This window comes from Pseudonocardia benzenivorans CB1190 (assembly GCF_000196675.2).
In the GTDB taxonomy this organism is placed as follows: domain Bacteria; phylum Actinomycetota; class Actinomycetes; order Mycobacteriales; family Pseudonocardiaceae; genus Pseudonocardia; species Pseudonocardia benzenivorans.
The window spans coordinates 3,025,799-3,050,619 of sequence record NC_015312.1 but is presented as its reverse complement, the minus strand read 5'-3'; the positions used below and the strand labels follow the sequence as shown (position 1 = coordinate 3,050,619).

Here is a 24,821-nt window from a genome sequence, read left to right as displayed (position 1 = left end):
CTGAACGCGGCTGGTCACGACCCTGTGACACCGTCGTGCGGGACGTCACCCGACCGCGCGGCCGTCAACCACGCACGGCGGCGACCTCGGCCAGCAGTGGTGCGACGTGTCCGATCTCGTTGACGCTGCGCACCGTCCGGCGGCCGTCGCGCCCGCACAGGACCCTGGTGATCCCGGTGTAGTCCAGCGGGAACGGCAGCTCCCGTTCGACGCCGAGCAGATGCGCGAGATAGATGTTGATCACGCCGGCGTGGGCGACGACGACGGCGGTCGAGACGCCCTGATGGGCCTCCGCGACCGCCTCGATCGCCGCGACGACGCGGGCGCGGAACGCGGGGACGTCGACGTGCGCGGGCAGCAGCCCGGCGCGCAGCCGCTCCCACGTCGCCGGGTCGAGCCGCGCCATCTCGTGGACCGGCACGTAGTGCGGGTCGTCGACGTCGTACTCGGCGAGGTCGGCGCGGCGCACGGGCTCGAGGCCCAGTGCGGCGGCCAGCGGCGCGAGCGTCTGCACGGCCCGGGTCATCGTGCTGCTGTAGACGCCCTCGACGGGCTCGCCGGCGAGCGCCGTGACTAGGGTGGCGGCCTGCCGGTGGCCGAGCTCGGTGAGGGCGGGGTCGGCGGCTCCCGCGACGTTCACCGTGCCGGGCTGGATCCTGGTCGGCAGGGCGTGGCGGACGAGGACGAGCTGCACGTCAGGCGTCGCGCACGTGGGCGCCGTGACCGGCGTCGCGCAGCGCGGCGCGCAGGGATCCGGCGTGCGCGTCCTGCTCGGTGTCGTCGACCGTCTTGGCGGCGTTCGCGAAGTCGAACGCGGCCATGTCCCACGCGGGGAAGACGTGCACGTGCAGGTGCGGGACCTCGAACCCGGCGACGACCAGTCCGACGCGCGGCGGCGCCCACACCGACTGCACCGCCTGCGCGATCGTGTGGGAGACCTGGGTGAGGTGCGCGACGAGCGCGGGCTCGGCGTCGACCCAGTGGTCGACCTCGGCGCGCGGCACGACCAGCGTGTGCCCGGGCCCGAGCGGGTTGATCGAGAGGAAACCGACGCACGTGTCGTCGGACCAGACGAACCGGGCGGGCAGCTCACCGTCGATGATCTTCGTCAACAGGGTGCTCATCACCGCGGACCCTACCCGTCGGCGCGGCGCGGACCGATGGCGCGGCCTAGGCTCGGCCCATGCCGCGCACCATCGCCACGAACACGAGGGTCGACCTCGACGGCCTGCTCGACTTCGTCCGGCCACGGCACCGGTTCGTCCTGCTCACGACGCGTGTCGACGGGTCCCCGCAGCTCTCGCCGGTGACCGGCGGGGTCGATGCCCAGGGCCGGCTCGTCGTCGCGACCTACCCCGAGCGCGCGAAGTCGGTCAACGTCGCCCGGACCGGCAGGGCCCCGGTCATGGTCCAGTCCGACGAGTTCAACGGCCCGTGGGTGCAGATCGACGGGGACGCCGAGCTGGTGACGCTGCCCGAGGCCGTCGAACCGCTGGTCGACTACTTCCGGGCGGTCGCGGGCGAGCACTCCGACTGGGACGAGTACCGCGCCGCGATGGTCTCCCAGGGCAAGGCGCTGATCCGCGTCACGCCGGTCCGCTGGGGCCCGATCGCCACCGGTGGCTTCCCCGCCCGGCTCGCGGGCTGAGCGTCCCGGCCCGCGTCCGCGCCGGACGGCCGGCACCGGCCCGTCCGCCGCCGCGGCGCGGCCCCGGGCGAGCGCCGCCGGCGCGGACCGTGGCGAGCGCTGCCGCTGCGGCCCGCTCGGTTGCGCGCCTCGCTCGGTTGCGCGCCTCGGCGGACACCGGCTCGGGTGCCGCAGGCGCGGCGCGGTGTCGGTCGACACCGGTAGCGTGTCCGCGGACACCCCGAGCACGCCCCGCCGCCCGGCCGTCGCGCCGGTCACACCCCGCGAGCGGCATGGGACGCCGGGTTTCGGGGCACTTGTCAGTCCGAACCGACAGTCCGGCCGCGGCCGGGGAACGAGGAACTCATGCGGCCGTGGCCCGGTAGCGCCTATCCGTTGGGCGCCAGCTACGACGGCGCCGGGACGAACTTCGCGATCTTCTCGGAGGTCGCCGAGCGCGTCGAGCTGTGCCTGTTCGACCACGACGGCGAGGAGACCCGCGTCCGCCTCACGGAGGTCGACGGGTTCGTCTGGCACTGCTACCTGCCGGGGATCGAGCCCGGCCAGCACTACGGATACCGGATCCACGGCCCGTACGACCCGGCTCGCGGCCTGCGCTGCAACCCCAACAAGCTGCTGATCGACCCGTACGCCAAGGCCGTCGACGGGCCGGTGCGCTGGGACGAGGCCGTGTTCGGCTACCGGTTCGGCGAGCCCGACGAGCGCAACGACAGCGACTCGGCGCCCTTCGTGCCCAAGTCCGTCGTCGTGAACCCGTACTTCGACTGGGGTTCGGACCGGCCGCCGCGGGTGCCCTACCACGAGACGATCGTCTACGAGGCGCACGTCCGCGGGCTGACGATCAACCACCCCGACGTCCCCGAGGAGCTGCGCGGCACCTACGCCGGTCTCGCGCACCCGGCGATGATCGAGCACCTGCAGCTGCTGGGGATCACGGCGGTCGAGCTCATGCCCGTGCACGAGTTCATCACCGACCACCATCTCGAGCAGCGCGGTCTGGCCAACTACTGGGGCTACAACACGATCGCCTTCCTGGCCCCGCACCACGCCTACGCGATGGCCTCGGGCCGCGCCGGCAACCAGGTGCAGGAGTTCAAGGCGATGGTGCGCGACCTGCACGAGGCGGGCATCGAGGTCATCCTCGACGTGGTCTACAACCACACGGCCGAAGGCTCGGACATGGGCCCCACGCTGTCCATGCGGGGTATCGACAACCACGCCTACTACCGGCTCGTCGAGGACGACCAGCGGTACTACATGGACTACACGGGCACCGGGAACTCGCTCAACGTCCGCAACCCGCACACCCTGCAGCTGATCATGGACTCGCTGCGGTACTGGGTGACCGAGATGCACGTCGACGGCTTCCGCTTCGACCTGGCCTCGACGCTGGCGCGCGAGTTCTACGACGTCGACCGGCTGAGCGTGTTCTTCGATCTCGTCCAGCAGGACCCGGTGATCTCGCAGGTCAAGCTCATCGCCGAGCCGTGGGACGTCGGCCCGGGCGGCTACCAGGTCGGCAACTTCCCGCCGCTGTGGACGGAGTGGAACGGCAAGTACCGCGACACCGTCCGCGACTTCTGGCGCGGCGAGCCGGGCACCCTCGGCGAGTTCGCCTCCCGCATGACGGGCAGCTCCGACCTCTACCAGGCCGACGGCCGCCGGCCCTACGCGTCGATCAACTTCGTCACCGCGCACGACGGTTTCACCCTCGCCGACCTGGTCTCCTACAACGACAAGCACAACGAGGCCAACGGCGAGGACGGCAACGACGGCGAGAGCCACAACCGGTCGTGGAACTGCGGCGTCGAGGGCCCGACCGACGACGAGGACGTGCTGGCGCTGCGGGCCCGCCAGCAGCGCAACTTCATCACGACGCTCCTGCTGTCCCAGGGCGTGCCGATGCTGCTACACGGCGACGAGCTCGGGCGGACCCAGGGCGGCAACAACAACGTCTACTGCCAGGACAACGAGACGGCCTGGATGGACTGGTCGCTCGCGGGCAAGAACGCCGCACTGGTCGGCTTCACCGGTGGGGTGGCCGCGCTGCGGCACGCGCACCCGGTGTTCCGCAGGCGGCGGTTCTTCGCCGGCAGGCCGATCCGTCCCCGGCGCTCGCGGGGCACACCCGACGTGCGCACCGCGCTGCCCGACATCGCGTGGTTCGCGCCGTCGGGTGAGGAGATGACCGAGCACGACTGGGACTCCGGCTTCGGCAAGTGCGTCGTCGTGTTCCTCAACGGCGACGGCATCACCGAGGCCGACCACCGCGGCGAGCGTGTCACCGACGACTCGTTCCTGATCATGCTCAACGCGCACTGGGAGGACATCGAGGCGACGCTGCCGCCCGCCGAGTTCGGGACCCGGTGGGCCGTCGTGGTCGACTCGGCCACCGGGGAGGTCACGTCGCTCGCGACGGCGCCCGGCACCGTGGCCGCCCAGCCGGACACCGTCGCGTCCGGCGCCGTGCAGGTCGTCCCGGCCCGGTCGGTGCTGGTGCTGCAGCGGGTCGAGGCGGCCACCCGATGACCTCCTCCTCCGAGTCGCCCGTGTCCGAGTCGCCCGTGTCCGAGTCGCCCGTGTCCGGCCGCCCCGCCCGCCACGTCCCGTCGTCGACCTACCGGCTGCAGTTCTCCGCGCAGCAGACGTTCGCGCACGGGGTCGCGCTGCTCGACTACCTCGACGCGCTCGGCGTCGGCGCGCTCTACGCGTCGCCGCTGCTGGAGTCGGGCGCCGGCTCGAACCACGGCTACGACGTCGTCGACCCGACCCGGGTCTCCGCGGAGCGCGGTGGCGAGCTGGGCCGCAAGGACCTGGTCGCGGCGCTGCGCGAGCGCGGGCTCGGCCTGCTGCTCGACATCGTGCCCAACCACGTGGGCGTCGACGTGCCGCTGGCCAACCCGTGGTGGTGGGACGTGCTGACCCACGGCCGCAGCTCCCGGCACGCGGCGAAGTTCGACGTCGACTGGGACGCCGGCCCCGTCCTGCTGCCCGTGCTCGGCGAGGACGAGAACGAGGCGCTCGACGCGCTGGTCGTGTCGCCGGACCGCACCGAGCTGCGCTACTACGAGCACGCCTTCCCCGTCGCGCCCGGTACCGCCGACGGCACGGCGCGGGAGGTGCACGAGCGCCAGCACTACCGGCTCGTCTCCTGGAAGCGCGGCGCCGCCGAGCTGACCTACCGCCGCTTCTTCGACGTGTCGACGCTGGCCGCCGTCCGCGTCGAGGACCCGGACGTGTTCGAGGCGACGCACGCCGAGGTGCTGCGCTGGGTGGCTGCCGGCGAGGTCGACGGCATCCGGGTCGACCACCCCGACGGGCTGTCGCACCCCGGCGAGTACCTGCAGCGGCTGCGCGCCGCGATCGGGCCCGACCGGTGGCTGCTCGTCGAGAAGATCCTCGGGGTCGGCGAGGAGCTGCCCGCGTCCTGGCCCGTCGACGGCACCACCGGCTACGAGGCGCTGCGTCACATCGGCGGGGTGTTCGTCGATCCCGCGGGTGCGGGTCTGCTCACCCAGTTCACGGCCGAGCACGTCGGGTCGAAGGAGTCGGCGCACAGCGGCGAGCACCGGGCCCGGCGTGAGGTCGCGTCGACGATCCTGGCCGCGGAGGTACGCCGCATCGCAGGGGTCGCCGCCGCGGTGCCGGCCGTCGCCGCCGCGCTCGACGGTGCGCCCGAGGACGCGCTGGGCGACGCGGTCGCCGAACTGCTGTGCGGCTTCCCCGTCTACCGCAGCTACCTGCCCGAGGGCCGCGAGGCGCTCGACACGGCGCTGACCGTCGCGCGCACCCACCGGCCCGACCTCGCGCCGGTGCTGCTGGCGCTGCACGCCGCGATGCTCGCCGACCCGCACGGCGAGCTCACCACCCGCGTGCAGCAGACCTCGGGCATGATCATGGCCAAGGGCGTCGAGGACACCGCGTTCTACCGGTGGAACCGGTTCGTCGCGCTCAACGAGGTGGGCGGCGCCCCCGACCGGTTCGGGGTCTCCCCCGCCGAGTTCCACGCCGCCGCCGCGGCCCGCGAGGCGAGCAGCCCCGCGACGATGACGACCCTCTCGACACACGACACCAAGCGCTCCGAGGACGTGCGCGCCCGGCTCGCGGTGCTCTCGGAGATGCCCGCCGAGTGGATCGACGTGGTCCGGCGCTGGTCGGCGCGCCGCCCGCTGCCCGACCGGTCGCTGGAGCTGCTGGCCTGGCAGTGCCTCGTCGGCGCGTGGCCGATCCCGGCCGACCGGATGGCGGCCTACCTGACGAAGGCGTCGAAGGAGGCCAAGCTCGTCACCAGCCACGTCGAGGCCGTGGCCGAGGTCGACGAGACCGTCGCCGCGTGGGCGGGCGAGGTGCTCTCCGATCCCGACCTGGTCGCCGAGATCGAGGCGTTCGTCGCCCGGATCGAGGGCCCTGGCCGGTCGAACTCACTGGGCCAGAAGCTGCTGCAGCTGGCCGGGCCGGGCGTTCCCGACATCTACCAGGGCACCGAGTTCTTCGAGTACTCCCTCGTCGACCCCGACAACCGCCGTCCCGTGGACTTCGCCGCCCGCCGTGCGACGCTCGGCCGTCTCGACGAGGGCGAGCTGCCCGAGATCGGCCCGGACGGCGCCGCGAAGCTGCTGGTGACCGCCACCGCGGCGCGGTTGCGCCGGTACCGGCCCGAGCTCTTCGCCGGGTACCGGGCGCTGCCGGCCTCGGGACCGGCGGCCGAGCACGCCGTCGCGTTCGCGCGTGGCACGGCCTCGCTGCTCGGGCCGGGCGCGCAGGCCTCGGGGATGGTCGCCGTCGCCACCCGGCTCCCGGTGGGGCTGGCGGCCCGCGGGGGCTGGGGCGACACCGTCCTGCCGTTGCCCGACGGCGCCGACGACTGGCACGACATCCTCACCGACACCCCCGTCGACGGCGCCGCGCCGCGGCTGGGCGACCTGCTGCTGCGCTACCCCGTCGCGCTGCTCGTCCGGCCCGCCTGACCCGTATCCCCGACCGCAGACAGCACCGGAAGGAACCGACGCACGTGGCCGAGTACCGGGTCTGGGCGCCCGAGCAGGAGCAGATGCGCGTCGTCGTCGACGGCGAGCCGCACCCGATGTACCCCAGCCCCGGCGGCTGGTGGCACGTCGAGGTCGAGGGTGCCGGCCACGGGACCGCGTACGCGTTCCTCGTCGGCGACGACGAGACCCCGCTGCCCGATCCGCGCTCCTACTGGCAGCCCGGTGGGGTGCACGCCGCGTCCCGGCGCTACGACCACGACCGGTTCCTGTGGACCGACGGGTCCTGGACCGGCCGGCAGCTGCCCGGGTCGGTGCTCTACGAGTGCCACATCGGGACGTTCACCCCCGAGGGGACGTTCGACTCCGCGATCGAGCGCCTCGACCACCTGGCCGAGCTGGGCGTCGACCTCGTCGAGGTGCTTCCGGTCAACGCCGTCGACGGACCGTGGAACTGGGGCTACGACGGCGTCGGCTGGTACGCCGTCACCGAGAACTACGGCGGCCCCGACGGGTTCAAGCGGTTCGTCGACGCCGCCCACGCCCGCGGCCTCGGCGTCGTGCTCGACGTCGTCTACAACCACCTCGGCCCGTCGGGCGCCTATCTCGACCGGTTCGGGCCGTACTTCGCGGGGAGCAACATCTGGGGCCCGTCACTGAACCTCGACGGCCCGTGGTCCGACGAGGTGCGGCGCTTCGCGATCGACAACGCGCTGATGTGGCTGCGCGACTTCCACGTCGACGGGCTGCGCATCGACGCCGTGCACGCACTGCGCGACACCCGCGCGACGCATCTGCTCGAGCAGCTGGCCGTCGAGGTCGAGTCGCTCTCGACGCACCTCGGTCGGCCGCTCTCGCTGGTCGCGGAGTCCGACCTCAACGATCCGCGGCTGGTCACGGCCCGTGAGGGCGGCGGCTACGGCCTGCACGCCCAGTGGGCCGACGACATCCACCACAGCCTGCACGCCGTCCTCACCGGCGAGTCGCAGGGCTACTACGGCGACTTCGCCGCGGCCGGGCTGACCGGGCTGGGGCACGTGCTGTGCCGGGCGTTCCTGCACGAGGGCACCTGGTCGAGCTTCCGGCGGCGGGCGCACGGCGCACCCGTCGACACCCGGCGCATCCCGGGCCACCGGTTCCTCGCCTACCTGCAGAACCACGACCAGATCGGCAACCGCGCGGCCGGCGACCGGCTCACCCAGTCGCTCACCCCCGGGCTGCTCGCGTGCGGGGCGGCGCTGGTGTTCACCTCGCCGTTCACGCCGATGCTGTTCATGGGCGAGGAGTGGGGCGCCCGCACGCCGTGGCAGTTCTTCTCGCACTTCCCCGACGCCGCGCTGCGCGAGGCCGTACGGGAGGGCCGTACGGCGGAGTTCGCCGAGCACGGCTGGGGTGCGGCGGAGGTGCCCGACCCCAACGCCGAGTCGACGTTCCTCGACTCCAAGCTCGACTGGGACGAGTCCTGCCAGGAGCCGCACGCGACGCTGCTCGCGCTGCACCGGGAGCTGATCGCGCTGCGTCGGCAGTGGCCGGAGCTGTCGGACCCGTGGCTCGACGAGGTCGAGATCGACGTGCACGAGGAGGCGCGCGCGCTGGTCGTGCACCGCGGCCGGATCCGCGTCGTGGTCAACCTCGGGCACGACGACGTGACCCTCGGGCTCGGCGCCCGGGTGTCCCGGATCCTCCTCGCGTCCGAGCCCGCGGCCGCCGAGCAGGACCAGATCATCGTCCCACCGGAGGCGTTCGCGATCGCGCTGCTCTGAGCCCCCGGCTCAGCGGCGGCTCGGCGGGTCCACGAACTCCGCCATGTCGATCTGGGCCACCCACGGGTGCGGGACCTCCGCGTTCTCGCAGGGCACCAGCTCGGTGTCGTAGATGTAGTGCCCGTCGCCGAGGGTCTCGTCGAGACGCAGCGCGACGAGCCGCGGCCCCTGGTCGATCCGCCAGAAGTACGGGATGCCGGCCTCGGCGTAGCGCCACGGCTTGAGGATGCGGTCGGCGTGATGGGTGAGCGGGCCCAGCACCTCGACCACCAGCACGACGCCTGCAGCGTCGAACCCGTTGTCGTGGAAGGGCGTGCCCGCGCGGACGACGAGGAGGTCGGGCACGAAGAAGTTGGCCTCGTCGACGTGCACGCCCGTGCTGTGGTGGATCTCCACACCCTCTGGGGCGCTGACGCCGAGCATCAGGTCGAGCAGCCGCACGTGCCAGATCTGGTCCTCGTCGGGCTCGGGCAGCACCCGGATCTCGCCGTCGTGCAGCTCGCGGATGCGGCCGTCGTCCGGCTCGTGGAGCAGGTCGGCGAGAGTGCTTCGGACGGCGGCTGCGGTCACGGACTGGCCTCCACGTGCTCGGACGAGAACCCCGGTGAATACATGGCAATCCTAACCATCCTCCGCCCCCGGGCAAGGCGGCGCCGATGCCCGCCGTCCGGCGCACACGGCCCGGCACCCTCCCGCACCTGGTGCGGGAGGGTGCCGTCCTGCGGTGTCGGTGCAGGGTCAGTGGTCGCCGAAGACCACGGTGTAGTGGGCGCGGGTACGGGTCTCGCCCTCGTAGGCCATCTGGACCGAGAACGTCGTGGCCTGGGCGTTGAGCAGCCACGCGTTGTGCCCGGGCGAGTTCTTCCACCAGGTCAGCGCGGCCTGCCAGCCGGTGTACGCCTGGCTGCCCGTGCCCCAGTAGTTGATCTCACCGACGAAGCCGGTGTAGCCGGAGCAGAACTGGACGCGCTGGGCGATGCCCATGCCGCGGGTGTCGACGTGGTTCGACGGCGAGAAACCCCGGTTGTAGCTGTCCAGGCTCGCCCACATCGCCGGCCGGGCCAGGGTGCGCGAGTACGCCAGGGAGCGCAGGCCCTTCGAGGCCCGGTAGGAGTTGATGGCGTTGGCGAGGTCCTGCTCCCAGTCCATCTGGTTCAGGGCGAGGCCGTCGACGTAGGACCCGTAGCCACCCCGTCCGCCCGGGTTGTACGCGCAGTCGGCGGGGGCGGCGGAGGCCGCGGGGGCGGCGACGGCGGCGATCCCACCGAGGCTCGCGAGGGACAGCACGCCGGCGGTGGCGAGGCGGACGACGTTGCGGCGGAGGCTGGCGGTTCGCATCGGTTTCTCCCGAGGTGGGGGGCGGTTCCGGTTGGTCCGCCGTTGGGAGAAAGCTTCCGAGATCGAGCACTTCGCGACGATGGTGTGATCCCCAGGCGCACCCCTACTTGATCACGGGGGTGCGCCCCCTTCCGCCGAATGCAGCAACGGCACCTTCCCGCAACCGGGTTGCGGGAAGGTGCCGTTGCTGACGTACGGCAGGCGGACCGGCCTCAGAGCAGGCCGAGGGCCTTCACCGCGTCGCGCTCCTCGACGAGCTCGGCGACGCTCGCGTCGATCCGCTCGCGGGAGAAGTCGTTGATCTCCAGGCCCTGGACGATCTCGTACGCACCGTTCGCCGTCGTGACCGGGAACGACGAGATGATGCCCTCGGCCACGCCGTAGGACCCGTCGGACGGGACGGCCATCGAGGTCCAGTCACCGTCGGCGGTGCCGTTGACCCAGGTGTACACGTGGTCGATCGCCGCCGACGCCGCGGACGCGGCCGACGACGCGCCACGGGCCTCGATGATCGCGGCGCCGCGCTTGGCGACGGTCGGGATGAACGTGTCGCGCAGCCACGACTCCTCGACCTGCTCGGCGGCGATCTTGCCGCCGACCTCCGTGTGGTAGAGGTCGGGGTACTGGGTCGCGGAGTGGTTGCCCCAGATCGTCATCTTCGTGATCTCGGAGACCGGGACCGACAGCTTCGCCGACAGCTGCGAGAGCGCGCGGTTGTGGTCGAGGCGGGTCATCGCGGTGAAGCGCTCCGCCGGGACGTCCGGGGCGGCCGACTTCGCGATGAGCGCGTTGGTGTTCGCCGGGTTGCCGACGACGAGGACCTTGATGTCGTCGGCCGCACCCTCGTTGATCGCCTTGCCCTGCGGCGCGAAGATGCCGCCGTTGGCCTCGAGCAGGTCGCCGCGCTCCATGCCCTTGGTGCGGGGCCGGGCGCCGACGAGCAGCGCGACGTTCGCGCCGTCGAAGGCCTTGGTGGCGTCGTCGAAGATGTCGACGCCGGCGAGCAGCGGGAACGCGCCGTCGGCGAGCTCCATCGCGGTGCCCTCGGCGGCCTTCACGGCCTGCGGGATCTCGAGCAGGTTCAGCTTGACCGGGGTGTCGGGCCCCAGGAGCTGCCCGGACGCGATACGGAAGAGCAGCGCGTAACCGATCTGGCCAGCGGCGCCGGTGACTGTGACGGTGACAGGAGGGGTAGACACGCCCGGGAGGCTAGACCCTCCGCGGGCGTGTGCGCCGCGACGGGGATCACCTGCGACGCACCAGAGGCAGTGACGTCCGTCGGCGGTCGGATCGGCGCCCCGAGCGGCGGCTCGGCTAGCGTCGGGCGATGGCCGACTCCAGCCCCGCCACGCCCCCGCCCGACCCCCGCGACGGGGACGGCGGATCCGCTCCGGACGGGACGGTCGAGCGGGACGACACGGCCGAGCGGAACGGGACCGCGGCGCGGTTCGGCTGGGAGGGTGGCGCGCCCGGGTACACCCCCGTCGATCCCGACCGGCTCGTGCCGCACCAGCCCATGCCCGGCGCCCCGCCCTACCCGGCCGCGGAGGAGCTGCCGCCCCCGCCCGTCGGCGAGCGGGCGGCCGGCACCGGGTTCGGCCGTCCGATGCTCGCCGCGGCGCTGTGGGGCGTGGTGAACGTCGTGCTGGTGCTGCTCGTGTCGGGACCGCCGCCGTCGGGGGCCGCCGGCTGGGCGCTCGGCGGCATGATCGTCGCGTCGGTGCTGGTCGCGGGCATCCTGACCTGGGTGGTCGCCCGGCGGCACGCCTGGCCGTTCTGGGTCCTGCTGCTCGTCACCGGGCTGCTGTTCTGGGTCGTGCGGGTGGCGACGACGGCCGGCGTCGCCTGACCTGCCCGCACTCGGCTCAGGCGGTGCGGCGCCTGCTCGAGATCACCCCGGTGTCGAAACCGGCCAGGTGCAGCCCCCCGTGGAAACGGGCGTGCTCGACCTTGAGGCACCGGTCCATCACGACGGCGAGGCCGGCGGCCTCCGCCTTGCGTGCGAGGTCGGCGTCCCACAGCCCGAACTGCAGCCACCACGTCGACACCCCGTCGCCGAGGGCGAGCGTCTCCTCGAGGACACCCGGCAGGTCGGCGGGCTTGCGGAAGACGTCGACCAGATCGGGCACGACGGGCAGGTCGGCGAGCGTCGGGTAGACCGGCCTGCCGAGGACCTCGGTGGCGAACGGGTTCACGAAGTAGACGTCGTAGCGGGTGCTCGACAGCAGGTACGTCGCGACGAAGTTGCTGGCCCGCGCCGGGTTCGGCGACGCACCCACCATCGCCACGGTGCGCGTGCGGTCGAGGATCCGGCGCCGTTCCGACGCGATCGGGTTGCGCCACTCGGTGCTGCTCACCGGGTCCATCAGTTCTCCTTCACGGCGGCGGCCAGCGCCTGGTCGAGATCCCAGAGGATGTCGTCGGCGTCCTCGATCCCGACGCTGATCCGCACGAGGTCCTCCCCCACGCCCGCGGCGACCAGCTGCTCCGCCGAGAGCTGCTGGTGGGTCGTCGACGCGGGGTGCAGCACGAGCGTCCGGGCGTCGCCGATGTTGGCGAGATGGCTGCACAGCTGCACCGACTCGATGAACCGCTGGCCCGCGGCACGCCCGCCCGCGACCCCGAACGAGAACACCGCGCCCGGGCCCTGCGGCAGGTAGCGCTGCGCGCGCGCGTGGTCGGGATGGCTGGGCAGCCCCGCCCAGCGCACCCACGAGACCCGCGGGTCGGCGTCGAGCCACTCGGCGACGGCGCGCGCGTTGGCGATGTGGGTGTCCATCCGCTGCGGCAGCGTCTCCACGCCCTGGATCAGCAGGAACGCCGAATGCGCCGACAGCGTCGCGCCGACGTCGCGCAGCTGCTCGGCGCGCAGCTTGGTGAGGAAGCCGAACTCCTTGAAGTTGCCCCACCAGTCCAGCCCGCCGTACGACGGGACGGGCGTCGTCATCGACGGGAACTTCCCGTTGCCCCAGTCGAACCGGCCGGACTCGACGACGATGCCGCCCAGCGTCGTGCCGTGGCCGCCGAGGAACTTGGTCGCCGAGTGCAGCACGATGTCGGCGCCGTGCTCGAGCGGCCGACACAGGTACGGGGTGGCCAGGGTCGCGTCGACGATGAGCGGCAACCCCTCGGCGTGCGCGACGTCGGCGAGCCCGGCGATGTCGGCGACCTCGCCGCCGGGGTTGGACACCACCTCGGCGTAGACGAAGCGCGTCCGGTCGGTGATCGCCTTCGCGAAGTCGGCGGGGTCGCCGCCCGCGACGAACGTCGTGTCGACACCGAAGCGGCGCATCGTCACGTCGAGCTGGGTGACGGTGCCGCCGTAGAGCCCGGCCGCCGCGACGACGTGGTCCCCCGCGCCGGCGAGGCAGGCGAACGTCAGGAACTGGGCGGCCTGCCCGCTCGCCGCGGCCACCGCGCCGATCCCGCCCTCGAGCGACGCCATCCGCTCCTCGAGCACCGACACCGTCGGGTTCGCGATCCGGCTGTAGATCAGCCCGTACTTCTGCAGCGCGAACAGGCTGGCCGCGTCGGTGGTGTTCTCGAAGACGAAGCTCGTCGACTGGTAGATCGGGACCGCGCGGGCGCCGGTCTCGGCATCGGGCACCGCGCCGGCGTGCACGGCACGCGTGCGGAAGCCCCAGCGTCGTTCCTGCTGCTCGGTCATGACGTCATCCTGCCCTGGGTGGCAACGGTGCGGCGCACGTGCGGTCAGGCCGTGACGTGTTCGACCGTGACCGGCGTCGGGTTGCGGAACAGGTCGAGCACCGGGCAGTGCTCGTCGACGGCCGCGGCGAGCTCGCGGTAGCGCTCCTCCCCCGCCGGGCCGGACAGCGTCACGACGAGCCGCACGTCGCCGAAGCCGGCACGCCCGGAGTCGTCGATGCCGTAGAAGCGGCGCAGGTCGATGGCGCCCTCGACGTCGACCGACACGTCGTCGAGCGGGATGCCGAGCTTCGCCGCCCACAGCCGGTAGGTGACCACCTGGCACGACAGCAGCGCCGCGAGGGCGGTCTCGACCGGGCTGGGCCCGGCGTCCTGCCCGGCGAGGGCGGGCGGCTCGTCGACGACCAGCTCGTGGCGCCCGATGCGGATGTCGGAGCGCACGCCGTCGCCGCCCACCCCGCTCGCCCGGAACCGGACCGTCGCCCGCTCGGGCTGGGCGCTGAACTTCTCACCGACGACGCCGAGGATCCGGCGCAGGTTCTCGTCGCGTTCGGCACCAGGGGTCGGGGTGGCCGTGGTCGAGGCGGTGGGCGTCGCGGGGGTCGGCATCGTCGCTCCAGGGTGTGCGGGTGACCGGGACGGGCTCAGCGGCGGCCCGGACACGCGCACGAGCAGACGTGCCCGTGGTCGACGTGACGACGACGTACGAGCCGCACCGACGGACGCGACCGGCAGGGCATGATCCAAGTCATACCCGACCCGCCCCGGCCCGGTCCAGGCCCGGGCCGGGTGGCGTCAGCGCCGCGGCAGCCGGGTGAGCCCTTCCTGCGCCGTCGTCGCGACCATCCGCCCGTCGCGGGTGAAGAACCGGCCCGTCGCGAGGCCCCGGCCGCCGGACGCGGCGGGCGACCAGCACTCGTAGAGCAGCCACTCGTCGGCCCGGCACGGCTGGTGGAACCAGATCGCGTGGTCGAGGCTCGCCATCTGCACCTGCGTCGCGCTCAGGTCGTGTCGCGCGACGACCGAGCTCAACAACATCATGTCCGACGCCCACGTCAGCAGGCACGTGTGCAGCAGCGGGTCGTCGGACAGCGTCCCGTCGGCACGCAGCCAGGCCCGCAGCGGCTCCTTCGTCGCGACGCGGTCGGCGGTCCAGACGGGCTCGTCGACGAACCGGATGTCGATCGGGCGTTCCGCGCGGCCGAGCCAGTCCCCACCGTGCCCGGCGGCGCGCCGCGTCCCCAGGTCGGGCAGCGACTCGGGCGCGGGGACGTCGGTGGGCGCAGGCTCGGCGTGCACCAGCCCCTCCTGCGGGACCTGGAACGACGCCGACATCATGAAGATCGCCTCGTCGTCCTGCACGGCGAGCACGCGCCGCGTGGTGAACGAGCGTCCGTCGCGGATCCGCTCGGTGCGGTACTCGATCGGCACCCGCGGGTCGCCGCCCCGGATGAAGTACGAGTGCAGCGAGTGCACCGACCGGCCCGCCGGCACCGTCCGTCCCGCGGCGACGAGCGCCTGCCCCGCCACCTGCCCGCCGTAGACCCGGAACCGCCTGCTCTCCGGGCTCGTCCCGCGGAAGGTGTCCGGGCCGGTCTCGTCGAGGTCGAGCAGCGCGACGAGCTCGTCGACGACGGCCTGCCCGCGGGCGACGCCGTCGGCGGCGACGTCGGGTCGGCGGGGAGCGGCGGTCACGGCCGCATCCTCGCAAACGCGCGCCGCGGCCACGCCGCCGGCTCGCCGCGACTCCGGCCGCGGTGCGACCGTGCGGTCAGATGTCCTCTTCGCCCAGCCGGTGCACCCGGATCGAGTTCGTCGACCCGACGGTCCCGGGCGGGGAGCCCGCGACGATGACCACCAGGTCGCCGGGCTGGAACCGCTCGAGCGCGAGCATCGAGTGGTCGACCTGGCGGACCATCGCGTCGGTCGACTCGACGTAGGGCACCAGGAACGTCTCGACGCCCCACGTCATCGCCAGCTGGCTGCGCACCTCCGGCGTCGGGGTGAAGGCGAGCAGCGGCAGCCGGGTGTGCAGCCGGGCGAGCCGGCGCACCGTGTCGCCGGACTGTGTGAACGCGACCAGCGCCCGGGCCGAGAGCCGCTCCCCGATGTCGCGTGCCGCGTACGACAGCACCCCGCGCTTGGTGCGGGGCACGTGGTTGAGCGGGGGCACCGTCGTCGGGCCGGCCTCGACCGCCTCGATGATCTGCGCCATCGTGCGCACCGACTTGATCGGGTAGCGGCCGACGCTCGTCTCGCCGGACAGCATCACCGCGTCGGCGCCGTCGAGCACCGCGTTGGCGACGTCGGAGGCCTCCGCGCGGGTCGGGCGCGAGTTGGTGATCATCGAGTCGAGCATCTGCGTGGCGACGACCACCGGCTTGGCGTTCTCCCGCGCGATCTGGATCGCCCGCTTCTGCACCAGCGGCACGTTCTCCAGCGGCAGCTCGACGCCCAGGTCACCACGCGCGACCATGATCGCGTCGAAGGCCAGCACGATCGCCTCGAGGTTGTCGACGGCCTCGGGCTTCTCCAGCTTCGCGACGACCGGCAGGCGCCCGCCGTGCTGGTCCATGATCTTGTGGACCTGCTCGATGTCGGCGGGGCTGCGCACGAACGACAGCGCCACGATGTCGACGCGCAGGTCCAGCGCGAACGCGAGGTCGGCCGAGTCCTTCTCGCTCATCGCGGGCACCGACACGTTCATCCCGGGCAGCGAGATGCCCTTGTTGTCGCTGACCGGGCCACCCTCGGTGACCTTGCAGACCACGTCGAGGCCCTCGACGGCGACCACCCGCAGGCCCACCTTGCCGTCGTCGACCAGCAGCCGGTCGCCCGCGCGGGCGTCGGTGGCGAGGCCGCCGTAGGTCGTCGACACCCGGTCGTGCGTGCCGGCGACGTCCTCGACGGTGATCCGGACCTCCTCACCGGTGTGCCACTCGGTGGGGCCGGCGGCGAACCGGCCGAGGCGGATCTTCGGACCCTGGAGGTCGGCCAGCACGCCCACCGCGCGACCCTCCGCGTCCGCGGCCTCGCGGACCATCTCGTAGACCCGCTTGTGGTCCTCGCGGTTGCCGTGGCTGAAGTTGAGCCTTGCGACGTCCATCCCGGCCGCGACCAGCTCCCGGATCCGCTCCGGCGAGGCGGTCGCGGGGCCGATGGTGCAGACGATCTTGGTTCGGCGACTCACACGACACAGCCTAGCCCTCTACTGGAACGATACGGACGCCGGAACCGGAGCGCCGGGTGACGACCCGGGAACGGTCCGGCGACGGAGCGGACACGACCACCCGCGCACCGGTGAATCCCCAGGTCACGCGGGTCCGGTGCGCGTGGGGATCCCGATCGTCGGCGCCGCCGGGTGCCCGTCGCAGCCGGGCCGGGGCGCCGGGCGACACGACCGCCGGGTCGGCGGCTCCGTCACGCAGCCGGTTCAGCGCCGAGGGCGGTCGCTGGGGCCCACGTGGTCGGCCAGCCACTCCGCGAGCGGCCGGGCGGCGCGCCAGACGTCGGCGACGCGGTCGAGGCACGCCGGCTCGTGGAGCACGTCGTCGGGCGGGAAGGTGCGCCAGAGGTGCAACGACTTGTGGCGCAGCAGGTCGATGCGCGGATGGTCGGGCGCGACGCCGCGTGGGGCCCGCGTCAGGGTCTGCCCGCCGACCTCCAGGCCGGCGGCGCGGCCCGCGTCGAGCCGGGCGATCAGATCCGCGCCGCGCCGCTCGTCGTCGACGGCGGTGCGGTACCGCGCGACCTGGTCGGACTCCATCCGGTAGTACCCGGCCGCGACCATCAGCCCGTCGGCGGAGAGCTGCACGTAGTACGGCGGGGTGTAGCCGCCGCAGTGGGTCTTGTAGGGCGTCTTGTCCGCGGAGAACCGCACGTCGCGGTAGGGCCGGAACACTTTCCCGGGACCGCCGAACTCCGGCTCGAGCGCGGCGAGGAGCGCGAGCATCGGCTCCCGGACGTCGCTCTCGTAGACGGCGCGCTGGTCGGTCCAGTAGGCCTTCGAGTTGTCGGCGAGCAGACCGTCGTAGAACTCGACCGCGCCCTCGCCGAAACCCTCGAACGTCATGCCCTCATGATCCCGACTCGCGCGACGACCCGTTGGAGACGGCCTCGGCCCCGCCGCCGGTGGCGTCGGAGCCGGTGGCATCGCCGCCCGAACCCGTACCCGAGACGTCGTCTCGGCGGCGGGAGTCGGAGCGGTCGGGCTCGGCCGCGGTGTCCGACGGCGCCGGGTCGACGGGATCGGCGGCAGCGGGACCGGTCAGCACCTCGCGCGGCCCGCGACGGCGGGCCACGATGACGTAGACGACCGCGCAGACGAACACCACCGCCGCCACGACGACGTTGATCCGGATGCCGCCGAACACCCGCGTCGCCGGATCGGTGCGGAGCAGCTCGATGAAGAAGCGGCCCAACGTGTAGCCCGCGACGTAGAGGCCGAACACGCGGCCGTGGCCGAGCCGGAACCGGCGGTCGGCCCACACGATGACGACGGCCACGAGCCCGTTCCAGATGAGCTCGTAGAGGAACGTGGGCTGCACGATCGCGATCGGCGTCTTGTCGAGCGCGATGCCGCCGAGCGGGTCGGGCAGCCCGGTCGACGGGTCGACCCGGTTGTAGATCTCCAGACCCCACGGCGCGTCGGTCGGGCCGCCGTAGAGCTCCTGGTTGAAGTAGTTGCCCAGCCGGCCGACCGCCTGCGCGACGACGATACCCGGCGCGACCGCGTCGGCGAAGAACGGTAGCGGGATCCCGCGGCGGCGACAGCCGATCCAGGCGCCCACCCCGCCGAGGGCGATCGCCCCCCAGATACCCAGGCCGCCCTGCCAGATCTTCAGCGCGTCGATCGGCGTGCCGCCGGGGCCGAAGTAGGTCTCCCAGTCGGTCGCGACGTGGTACAGCCGGCCGCCGACCAGCCCGAACGGGACCGCGAACACGGCGACGTCGACGACGGTGCCCGGCTTGCCCCCGCGTGCGACGAACCGCCGCTCGCCCCACCAGACCGCGACGATGATGCCCGCGATGATGCACAGCGCGTAGGCCCGGATCGGGAGCGGTCCGAGGTGCCAGACCCCGCGGTCGGGACTGGGGATGAACGCCGGCAGCACGGCCGACAGCGCGAGGCTCACGCCGCCACGGTATCGCTCACGCGTGGCGCGACGTCGCGCCGACCCGCCCCCGCCCGCCTCGCACCCGTTCGTCCCGATCCGGGCCCGGCCGCGGGGCCTGCAACGACGGCCCGTGGGCACGACGGGACGGACCGCGCCGGTCCGGCGTGCCCGCGCGCACCCCTGTCGCCGCCCGCGCACCTGCGACGCCCCGAGCGCAACCTCACCGTCCCCCAGCCGCCAGGAGACAACAGCCAGGTTGCGGCCGGCCCCCCGAGCGCAACCCCACCGCCCGCCGCGGCATGCGGGCGGGTGTGGTCAGGCCGGGGCGGGAACCCCGGCGCGGCGGACGCCGTCGGCCAGCTCGGCGGCGAGGTCATGCACGCCGTCGGTGCCGCGGTCGGTGGCGGCGGAGACGAACGCCGAGCCGACGATCACCGCGTCGGCGAACGACGCCACCTGCGCGGCCTGCTCGCCCGACCGCACCCCCAGACCCACGCCGATCGGCAGCCGCGTGTGCGGCCGGGTGCGCGCGACGATCTCCGGCGCCACGTCGGCCACGCTGTCACGGGCACCGGTCACCCCCATGATCGACGTCGCGTAGACGAAGCCGGTGCAGGCGGCGACGGTCGAGGCGATGCGCTCCTCGGTCGAGGACGGCGCGACCAGGAAGATCCGGTCGAGCCCGTGGGCGGTCGACGCCGCGAGCCACTCGTCGGCCTCGTCGGGGATGAGGTCGGGCGTGATCACGCCGAGCCCGCCCGCGGCGGCGAGGTCGCGCGCGAACGCGTCGACGCCGTACCGCAGCACCGGGTTGTAGTACGTCATGACGACGGCCGAGCCCCCGGCGGCGGCGACGCGCTCGACGACGGTGAAGACGTCGCGCAACCGGACCCCGGCGCGCAGCGCGGTCTCGGCGGCGGCCTGGATCGTCGGTCCGTCCATCACGGGGTCGGAGTACGGGATGCCGACCTCGACGAGGTCGCACCCACCGTCGACCATCGCGCTGATCAGGTCGACCGAGCCGTCGACGGTCGGGAACCCGGCCGGCAGGTAGCCGACGAGCGCGCCACGACCCTGGGCGGCGCAGCGGGTGAACACGTCCGAGACCGTCATGCCCGTCCTCCGTCGGCGATCGCGGTGCCGTCGGCGTCCTCGGCGCTCTCGCCCTCGGCGATCATGCCGAACCACTTCGCGGCGGTGTCGACGTCCTTGTCCCCGCGTCCGGAGACGTTGACCAGGATCGTGGCGTCGGGGCCGAGCTCGCGGCCGAGCCGGACCGCCCCGGCGACGGCGTGCGCCGACTCGATCGCCGGGATGATCCCCTCGGTGCGCGACAGCAGCGCGAACGCCTCCATCGCCTCGGCGTCGGTGACCGGCTGGTACTCGGCACGGCCGATGTCCTTGAGCAGCGCGTGCTCGGGACCGACGCCGGGGTAGTCGAGCCCGGCGGAGATGGAGTAGGACTCCGAGGTCTGGCCGTCCTCGTCCTGCAACAGGTACGACATCGCACCGTGCAGCGCCCCGGGCGAGCCCTCGGCCAGGGTGGCGCCGTGGCGGCCGGTCTCGATCCCGTCGCCGCCCGGCTCGAAACCGATGAGGCGCACCGACGGGTCGTCGATGAACGCGTGGAAGATGCCGATGGCGTTGGATCCGCCGCCGACGCAGGCGGCGACGACGTCGGGCAGCCGACCGGTGCGCTCGAGCACCTGCTCGCGCGCCTCCATGCCGATGACGCGGTGGAAGTCGCGGACCATCACCGGGAACGGGTGCGGCCCGGCGACGGTGCCCAGCAGGTAGTGCGTGGAGTCGACGTTGGTGACCCAGTCGCGCAGCGCCTCGTTGATGGCGTCCTTGAGGGTGCGGGAACCGGTGCGGACCGGGATGACCGTGGCGCCGAGCAGCCGCATCCGGGCGACGTTGAGCGCCTGCCGGGCGGTGTCGACCTCGCCCATGTAGACGACGCACTCGAGGTCGAGCAGCGCGCACGCGGTGGCCGTCGCGACGCCGTGCTGGCCGGCGCCGGTCTCGGCGATGACCCGCTTCTTGCCCATCCGCTTGGTGAGCAGCGCCTGGCCCAGGACATTGTTGATCTTGTGCGAGCCGGTGTGGTTGAGGTCCTCGCGCTTGAGCAGGATCCGGGCGCCGCCGGCGTGCTCGCCGAGCTTGGGCGCATCGGTCAGCGGCGAGGGACGGCCCGTGTAGTCGCGGTGCAGCCGGTCGAGCTCGCCGAGGAACTCGTCGTCGTGGCGGGCCTTCTCGTAGGCCGCGGCCAGCTCGTCGAGGGCGGCGACGAGCGCCTCCGGCACGAACCTGCCGCCGTAGCGGCCGAAGTGGCCGCGCTCGTCGGGCTCGTGTCCCGACCTGTTCGCGACACCGTCGCTGGGCTTCACGCCCGTGCTGCTGGCCACCGCACTCCCTCGAACTCGCTGCAGTACGTACGCCGGCCGGTGTCCCGGCTCAGCGCACCATCCGTGAACACGACGGGTGGAAGCCCGCCGCCACCAGACCACGTACGGCGCCCTCGGGGTCGCCGCTGGTCACCAGACCCTCGCCGACGAGCACCGCATCGGCGCCCCACCCGGCGTAGGTGAGCAGGTCGCCCGGCCCGCGCACGCCCGACTCGGCGACGCGCAGCACGTTGTTGGGCAGGCCCGGCGCGATCCGCCCGAAGATCCCGCGGTCGACCTCGAGCGTGTGCAGGTTGCGGGCGTTGACGCCGATCAGCGTCGCGCCGGCCTCGAGCGCCCGGTCGGCCTCCTCCTCGGTGTGCACCTCGACCAGCGCCGTCATCCCGAGGGACTCGACCCGGTCGAGCAGCGACGCCAGGACGTTCTGCTCCAGCGCCGCGACGATCAGCAGGACCAGGTCCGCGCCGTGCGCCCGCGCCTCGTGCACCTGGTAGGGGCTGACGACGAAGTCCTTGCGCAGGATCGGGATGTCGACGGCCGCGCGGACCGCGTCGAGGTCGGCCAGCGAGCCGCCGAAGCGGCGCTGCTCGGTGAGCACGCTGATCACCCGCGCACCACCGATCTCGTAGCGCCGCGCGAGGTCCGCCGGATCACCGATCGAGGCGAGGTCGCCCTTCGACGGGCTGCGGCGCTTGACCTCGGCGATCACCCCGACGCCGGGGGCGTTCAGGGCGGCCATCACGTCGCGCGCCGGCGGTGCCTCGGCGGCACGTCGCTTGATCTCGGCGAAGTCGACGGCGGCCTCACGGACGGCGAGATCCTCGCGGACACCGGCGACGATCGATTCGAGGACGGTGGGTCCGGAGGTCTGCTTCGTGCGCTCGCCCATGGGGCTGTCTCCCCTTTCGGGTTCGGGCCTTCCAGGCGTCGGAACCATGCTAGTCAGCGCGCTCACCGCCCCCGCGACCAGGCCCGTCACGGGGCTCCGGGGCGCGGTCGACGCGGTCGACGCGGTCGAGGGTCGGGTCCCGGCCCGCGTCGAGCTCCTCCCACGCGGTCCGGTCGGGATCGGCGGAACGCTTCGCGCCGGACGGGTCCGCGGTCGCGTAGCGCGCGCCCATCCGCGGCATCCCCTGCTCGCGCAGCGTCAGCAGCAGCCCCGCGACGACGACGAGCACCGCCCCCACCAGGGCGAACACCGGCGCCGCGGTCGCCGTCACAGCCCCGGACGCGCCCGGCGCGGCGGTCGTCCCGGCGAGGACGGCGAGCCGGGCGGCGTCGGGCGGGGACGTCCATGCCGCCACCACGGTCCAGACCGTCACGAGCGCGACCAGCACCAGCAGCACGCCCAGCACCCGGCGCGCGAGGCCGGAGACCGCGACGGCCGCCGCGATACCGGCGAGGGCGAGGACGGCCAGCGCGGTCGGCACCGGGAGCACCTCTGCGCCGGACACGGCGACGTCGGTGCTGCCGCGCGGGGTCGGCACCGTCGCGGAGAACCACGTCAGCCGGCTCGACGCCCACGCCGCGAGCGCGCCCACCAGCAGCGCGGCCGCGACAACCGCGAGGCGTCGCCGCCCCGCGCGCACCGCTGCGGCGGCCACCGTCACGACGGCCGGGCCTCCCCCGCACCCGCGGCACCCGCGACGACGGCATCGGGTGGGCTCAGGGTCGCGGCCGTGGCGACCGCGGACAGCACCGCGCGCGCCTTGTTCAGGCACTCGGTGTCCTCCGCGACCGGGTCGGAGTCGGCGACGATCCCGCCCCCGGCCTGCACGAACGCCCTTCCGTCGCGCACGACGGCGGTGCGGATCGCGATGGCGGTGTCGGCGTCGCCCGCGAAGTCGAGGTAGCCGATGATGCCGCCGTAGAGGCCGCGGCGCGTCGGCTCGAGCTGCTCGATGATCTGCATCGCGCGCACCTTCGGCGCGCCGGAGAGCGTGCCCGCCGGGAAGCACGCGGTGACCGCGTCGAAGGCGTTGCGGTCGGCGCGCAGGGTGCCGGTCACCGTCGACACCAGGTGCATGACGTGGCTGTAGCGCTCGACGGAGAAGAAGTTGTGCACCTTCACCGTGCCGGGCTCGCAGACGCGGCCGAGGTCGTTGCGGCCGAGGTCGACGAGCATGACGTGCTCGGCACGCTCCTTCTCGTCGGCGCGCAGGTCCTTCTCCAGCAGCGCGTCCTCCTCCTCGGTCGCGCCGCGCCAGCGGGTGCCGGCGATCGGGTGGGTGGTGGCGCGGCCGTCGCGGACCGTCACCAGCGCCTCGGGGCTGGAGCCGACGATCGCGAACGGCGAGCCGCCGGAGGCGTCGTCGAGGTGCAGCAGGTACATGTACGGGCTGGGGTTGGTCGCCCGCAGCACGCGGTACACGTCGAGCGGATCGGACGTGCAGTCCATCTCGAACCGCTGGGAGACGACGATCTGGAACGCCTCGCCCGCCCGGATCTGTTCCTTGGCGACCTCGACGGCCGCGCAGTGCTCCTCCTGGGAGCGACGGCGCAGGAACACCGGCTCGGCGGGCCGGTAGGCCCCGACCGTCGACGGCGCCGGCACGGCGAGCTCGGCGGTCATCCGGTCCAGCCGGGCGACGGCGTCGTCGTAGGCGGCGTCGACGCGCTCGTCGGAGCCGTCCCAGTTGATCGCGTTGGCGATCAGCGTGACCGTGCCCTCGTGGTGGTCGACCGCCGCGAGGTCGGTGGCCAGCAGCATGACCATCTCGGGCAGCCGCAGGTCGTCGACGGTGGTCGGGTCGTCGCCGATGCGTTCGAGGCGGCGCACGACGTCGTAGCCCAGGTACCCGACCATCCCGCCGGTCAGCGGCGGCAGCCCGGGCAGGGCCTCGCTGTGCAGCTCCTCGACGACGGTGCGCAGCGCGGCCAGCGGATCGCCCTCGGTGGGCATCCCGGCGGGCACGTCGCCGGTCCAGTGCAGCCTGCCGTCGACGACGGTGAGCGCCGCCGCACTGCGCGCCCCGACGAACGAGAACCGCGACCAGGAGCGCCCGTTCTCCGCCGACTCGAGCAGGAACGTGCCCGGTCGCGAGCCCGCGAGCTTGCGGTAGACCCCGACGGGGGTCTCGTCGTCGGCGAGCAGCCTGCGGGCGACCGGGATGACCCGGTGCCCCGCGGCGAGCGCGCGGAACTCCTCGCGGGTGGGTGTGACCGAGCCGAGGGGCGGGGCGTCGGTGGCGGTCGGCATCCGGCCATTGTCTCAGGCCGGGTCCGATGTCGGAGCGCGCCGGGTGGGCCGCGGGAGGAGCGGGCGGGGAAGATGGCGGTGTGGCCGAGCCGATCGCCTCCGAGAGCCCCCGCAGGCGCGGGCGTCGACGCGCGGGCGCGGACACCCGCGGCGCCCTGCTCGAGGCCGCACGCGCCGAGTTCGGCGAGCGCGGGTTCGACGGTGCGACGGTGCGCCGCATCGCCGAGCGCGCGGGCGTCGACGCGGCGATGGTCAACCACTGGTTCGGCGGCAAGGAGCAGCTGTTCGTCGCGGCACTCGACTTCCCGATCGACATCGCGACGATCCTCGACCGCGTGCTGCCGGGGCCGCCCGAGGAGCTCGGAGCGCGGATCATCCGGACCTTCCTGGGGGTGTGGGACGCGACCGGCGGGGCCCCGCTGGGGACGCTGATCCGCAGCGTCGCCTCGCACGAGACCGCGGCCGGGATGATGCGCGAGTTCGTCGGGACCGCGCTCGCCCAGCGCCTCGTGCGGCCGGTCGCGCCGGACCGCCACGAGCTGCGGGCGGCGTTGTGCGGCTCGCAGATCATCGGGCTGGGCATGATCCGCTACGTGCTCCGGCTGGAGCCGATCGCGTCGGCGGGTCACGACGAGGTCGTCTCCGCGACCGCTCCGACCCTGCAGCGCTACCTCACCGGCCCGCTCGACTGACCGCC

23 protein-coding genes are annotated in these 24,821 nt (G+C 73.4%); 6 read left to right on the top strand and 17 right to left on the bottom strand.

Annotation, left to right across the window (positions count from 1 at the left end; genetic code table 11):
• Positions 1 to 64 precede the first annotated feature (64 nt).
• The gene (locus tag PSED_RS14530) at positions 65 to 694 is read right to left on the bottom strand and encodes a histidine phosphatase family protein (RefSeq protein WP_013675007.1); all 630 of its coding nucleotides are present in this window, start codon (positions 692 to 694) and stop codon (positions 65 to 67) included.
• A 1-nt stretch (position 695) separates the two neighbouring features.
• Positions 696 to 1,124 carry an HIT family protein gene (locus PSED_RS14525; protein ID WP_013675006.1) on the bottom strand — a complete coding sequence of 143 codons (429 nt, stop codon included), beginning with the start codon at positions 1,122 to 1,124 and terminating at the stop codon, positions 696 to 698.
• A gap of 59 nt (positions 1,125 to 1,183) precedes the next feature.
• Between PSED_RS14525 and PSED_RS14520 the strand changes: the two genes are divergently transcribed.
• The 4 genes from PSED_RS14520 (at position 1,184) to treZ (ending at position 8,396) form a co-directional block, all read left to right on the top strand.
• Positions 1,184 to 1,648 carry a PPOX class F420-dependent oxidoreductase gene (locus PSED_RS14520; RefSeq protein ID WP_013675005.1) on the top strand — a complete coding sequence of 155 codons (465 nt, stop codon included), beginning with the start codon at positions 1,184 to 1,186 and terminating at the stop codon, positions 1,646 to 1,648.
• 345 nt (positions 1,649 to 1,993) lie between these two features.
• Positions 1,994 to 4,177 (top strand): glycogen debranching protein GlgX, encoded by a 2,184-nt coding sequence (glgX, locus tag PSED_RS14515; RefSeq protein ID WP_013675004.1) that lies wholly within the window; start codon positions 1,994 to 1,996, stop codon positions 4,175 to 4,177.
• A complete protein-coding gene (gene treY / locus PSED_RS14510; RefSeq protein ID WP_013675003.1) occupies positions 4,174 to 6,615 on the top strand; it encodes a malto-oligosyltrehalose synthase in 2,442 nt (813 codons plus the stop codon). Before glgX ends, treY begins: the two co-directional genes overlap by 4 nt.
• 44 nt (positions 6,616 to 6,659) lie before the next feature.
• A complete protein-coding gene (gene treZ / locus PSED_RS14505) occupies positions 6,660 to 8,396 on the top strand; it encodes a malto-oligosyltrehalose trehalohydrolase (RefSeq protein ID WP_013675002.1) in 1,737 nt (578 codons plus the stop codon).
• 9 nt (positions 8,397 to 8,405) lie between these two features.
• Here the strand turns inward: treZ and PSED_RS14500 are convergent, their stop codons facing one another.
• The 3 genes from PSED_RS14500 to PSED_RS14490 all read right to left on the bottom strand — a co-directional run bounded on the left by PSED_RS14500 (position 8,406) and on the right by PSED_RS14490 (position 10,933).
• Complete coding sequence (locus PSED_RS14500; protein WP_013675001.1) at positions 8,406 to 8,966, bottom strand: Uma2 family endonuclease; 561 nt, start codon at positions 8,964 to 8,966, stop codon at positions 8,406 to 8,408.
• Between the two features lie 168 nt (positions 8,967 to 9,134).
• Entirely contained in the window at positions 9,135 to 9,734 is a 600-nt protein-coding gene (locus PSED_RS14495) for a CAP domain-containing protein (protein ID WP_013675000.1), read from the bottom strand.
• 212 nt (positions 9,735 to 9,946) lie between these two features.
• A complete protein-coding gene (locus PSED_RS14490) occupies positions 9,947 to 10,933 on the bottom strand; it encodes a malate dehydrogenase (RefSeq protein WP_013674999.1) in 987 nt (328 codons plus the stop codon).
• A gap of 128 nt (positions 10,934 to 11,061) precedes the next feature.
• Here PSED_RS14490 and PSED_RS14485 point away from each other — a divergent pair, with 128 nt between their 5' ends.
• Positions 11,062 to 11,583, top strand: coding sequence for a hypothetical protein (locus PSED_RS14485; protein WP_013674998.1), 522 nt, complete (start codon positions 11,062 to 11,064; stop codon positions 11,581 to 11,583).
• Positions 11,584 to 11,599: 16 nt separating this feature from the next.
• Here PSED_RS14485 and PSED_RS14480 read toward each other — a convergent pair whose 3' ends face one another.
• From PSED_RS14480 to PSED_RS14425, 12 genes are all read right to left on the bottom strand, one after another.
• The gene (locus PSED_RS14480; protein ID WP_013674997.1) at positions 11,600 to 12,100 is read right to left on the bottom strand and encodes a CoA-binding protein; all 501 of its coding nucleotides are present in this window, start codon (positions 12,098 to 12,100) and stop codon (positions 11,600 to 11,602) included.
• Positions 12,100 to 13,401 (bottom strand): O-acetylhomoserine aminocarboxypropyltransferase/cysteine synthase family protein, encoded by a 1,302-nt coding sequence (locus tag PSED_RS14475; RefSeq protein ID WP_013674996.1) that lies wholly within the window; start codon positions 13,399 to 13,401, stop codon positions 12,100 to 12,102. The genes PSED_RS14480 and PSED_RS14475 overlap by 1 nt, the downstream gene beginning before the upstream one ends.
• Before the next feature lie 44 nt (positions 13,402 to 13,445).
• On the bottom strand, positions 13,446 to 14,009 hold the full coding sequence (locus PSED_RS14470; RefSeq protein ID WP_013674995.1) for an OsmC family protein: 564 nt from the start codon (positions 14,007 to 14,009) through the stop codon (positions 13,446 to 13,448).
• Between the two features lie 186 nt (positions 14,010 to 14,195).
• Positions 14,196 to 15,095, bottom strand: coding sequence for an acyl-CoA thioesterase (locus tag PSED_RS14465; protein WP_013674994.1), 900 nt, complete (start codon positions 15,093 to 15,095; stop codon positions 14,196 to 14,198).
• A 76-nt stretch (positions 15,096 to 15,171) separates the two neighbouring features.
• A complete protein-coding gene (gene pyk, locus PSED_RS14460; protein WP_013674993.1) occupies positions 15,172 to 16,590 on the bottom strand; it encodes a pyruvate kinase in 1,419 nt (472 codons plus the stop codon).
• A gap of 243 nt (positions 16,591 to 16,833) precedes the next feature.
• Positions 16,834 to 17,472 (bottom strand): DUF2461 domain-containing protein, encoded by a 639-nt coding sequence (locus tag PSED_RS14455; RefSeq protein WP_013674992.1) that lies wholly within the window; start codon positions 17,470 to 17,472, stop codon positions 16,834 to 16,836.
• Positions 17,473 to 17,476: 4 nt separating this feature from the next.
• Positions 17,477 to 18,535 carry a prolipoprotein diacylglyceryl transferase gene (lgt, locus tag PSED_RS14450; RefSeq protein ID WP_013674991.1) on the bottom strand — a complete coding sequence of 353 codons (1,059 nt, stop codon included), beginning with the start codon at positions 18,533 to 18,535 and terminating at the stop codon, positions 17,477 to 17,479.
• Positions 18,536 to 18,832: 297 nt separating this feature from the next.
• Positions 18,833 to 19,630 (bottom strand): tryptophan synthase subunit alpha, encoded by a 798-nt coding sequence (gene trpA, locus PSED_RS14445; RefSeq protein WP_013674990.1) that lies wholly within the window; start codon positions 19,628 to 19,630, stop codon positions 18,833 to 18,835.
• On the bottom strand, positions 19,627 to 20,925 hold the full coding sequence (gene trpB, locus PSED_RS14440; protein ID WP_013674989.1) for a tryptophan synthase subunit beta: 1,299 nt from the start codon (positions 20,923 to 20,925) through the stop codon (positions 19,627 to 19,629). Before trpB ends, trpA begins: the two co-directional genes overlap by 4 nt.
• Positions 20,926 to 20,974: 49 nt before the next feature.
• On the bottom strand, positions 20,975 to 21,814 hold the full coding sequence (trpC, locus tag PSED_RS14435; protein WP_013674988.1) for an indole-3-glycerol phosphate synthase TrpC: 840 nt from the start codon (positions 21,812 to 21,814) through the stop codon (positions 20,975 to 20,977).
• A 49-nt stretch (positions 21,815 to 21,863) separates the two neighbouring features.
• A complete protein-coding gene (locus PSED_RS14430; protein WP_013674987.1) occupies positions 21,864 to 22,535 on the bottom strand; it encodes a Trp biosynthesis-associated membrane protein in 672 nt (223 codons plus the stop codon).
• Entirely contained in the window at positions 22,532 to 24,124 is a 1,593-nt protein-coding gene (locus PSED_RS14425; protein ID WP_013674986.1) for an anthranilate synthase component I, read from the bottom strand. Before PSED_RS14425 ends, PSED_RS14430 begins: the two co-directional genes overlap by 4 nt.
• A gap of 80 nt (positions 24,125 to 24,204) precedes the next feature.
• Here PSED_RS14425 and PSED_RS14420 point away from each other — a divergent pair, with 80 nt between their 5' ends.
• Positions 24,205 to 24,816, top strand: a complete 612-nt coding sequence (locus PSED_RS14420; protein WP_233899405.1) for a TetR/AcrR family transcriptional regulator — start codon at positions 24,205 to 24,207, stop codon at positions 24,814 to 24,816.
• Positions 24,817 to 24,821 lie beyond the last annotated feature (5 nt).

Bases quoted from the DNA above. Each gene is read 5' to 3' on its own strand.
- PSED_RS14485 (WP_013674998.1), top strand. From the start codon at position 11,062: ATGGCCGACTCCAGCCCCGCCACGCCCCCGCCCGACCCCCGCGACGGG.
- PSED_RS14475 (WP_013674996.1), bottom strand. From the start codon at position 13,401: ATGACCGAGCAGCAGGAACGACGCTGGGGCTTCCGCACGCGTGCCGTG.
- PSED_RS14455 (WP_013674992.1), bottom strand. From the start codon at position 17,472: ATGACGTTCGAGGGTTTCGGCGAGGGCGCGGTCGAGTTCTACGACGGT.
- glgX (WP_013675004.1), top strand. From the start codon at position 1,994: ATGCGGCCGTGGCCCGGTAGCGCCTATCCGTTGGGCGCCAGCTACGAC.
- trpA (WP_013674990.1), bottom strand. From the start codon at position 19,630: ATGACGGTCTCGGACGTGTTCACCCGCTGCGCCGCCCAGGGTCGTGGC.
- PSED_RS14425 (WP_013674986.1), bottom strand. From the start codon at position 24,124: ATGCCGACCGCCACCGACGCCCCGCCCCTCGGCTCGGTCACACCCACC.
- PSED_RS14495 (WP_013675000.1), bottom strand. From the start codon at position 9,734: ATGCGAACCGCCAGCCTCCGCCGCAACGTCGTCCGCCTCGCCACCGCC.
- PSED_RS14480 (WP_013674997.1), bottom strand. From the start codon at position 12,100: ATGGACCCGGTGAGCAGCACCGAGTGGCGCAACCCGATCGCGTCGGAA.
- treY (WP_013675003.1), top strand. From the start codon at position 4,174: ATGACCTCCTCCTCCGAGTCGCCCGTGTCCGAGTCGCCCGTGTCCGAG.
- trpC (WP_013674988.1), bottom strand. From the start codon at position 21,814: ATGGGCGAGCGCACGAAGCAGACCTCCGGACCCACCGTCCTCGAATCG.
- PSED_RS14520 (WP_013675005.1), top strand. From the start codon at position 1,184: ATGCCGCGCACCATCGCCACGAACACGAGGGTCGACCTCGACGGCCTG.
- PSED_RS14470 (WP_013674995.1), bottom strand. From the start codon at position 14,009: ATGCCGACCCCCGCGACGCCCACCGCCTCGACCACGGCCACCCCGACC.
- PSED_RS14525 (WP_013675006.1), bottom strand. From the start codon at position 1,124: ATGAGCACCCTGTTGACGAAGATCATCGACGGTGAGCTGCCCGCCCGG.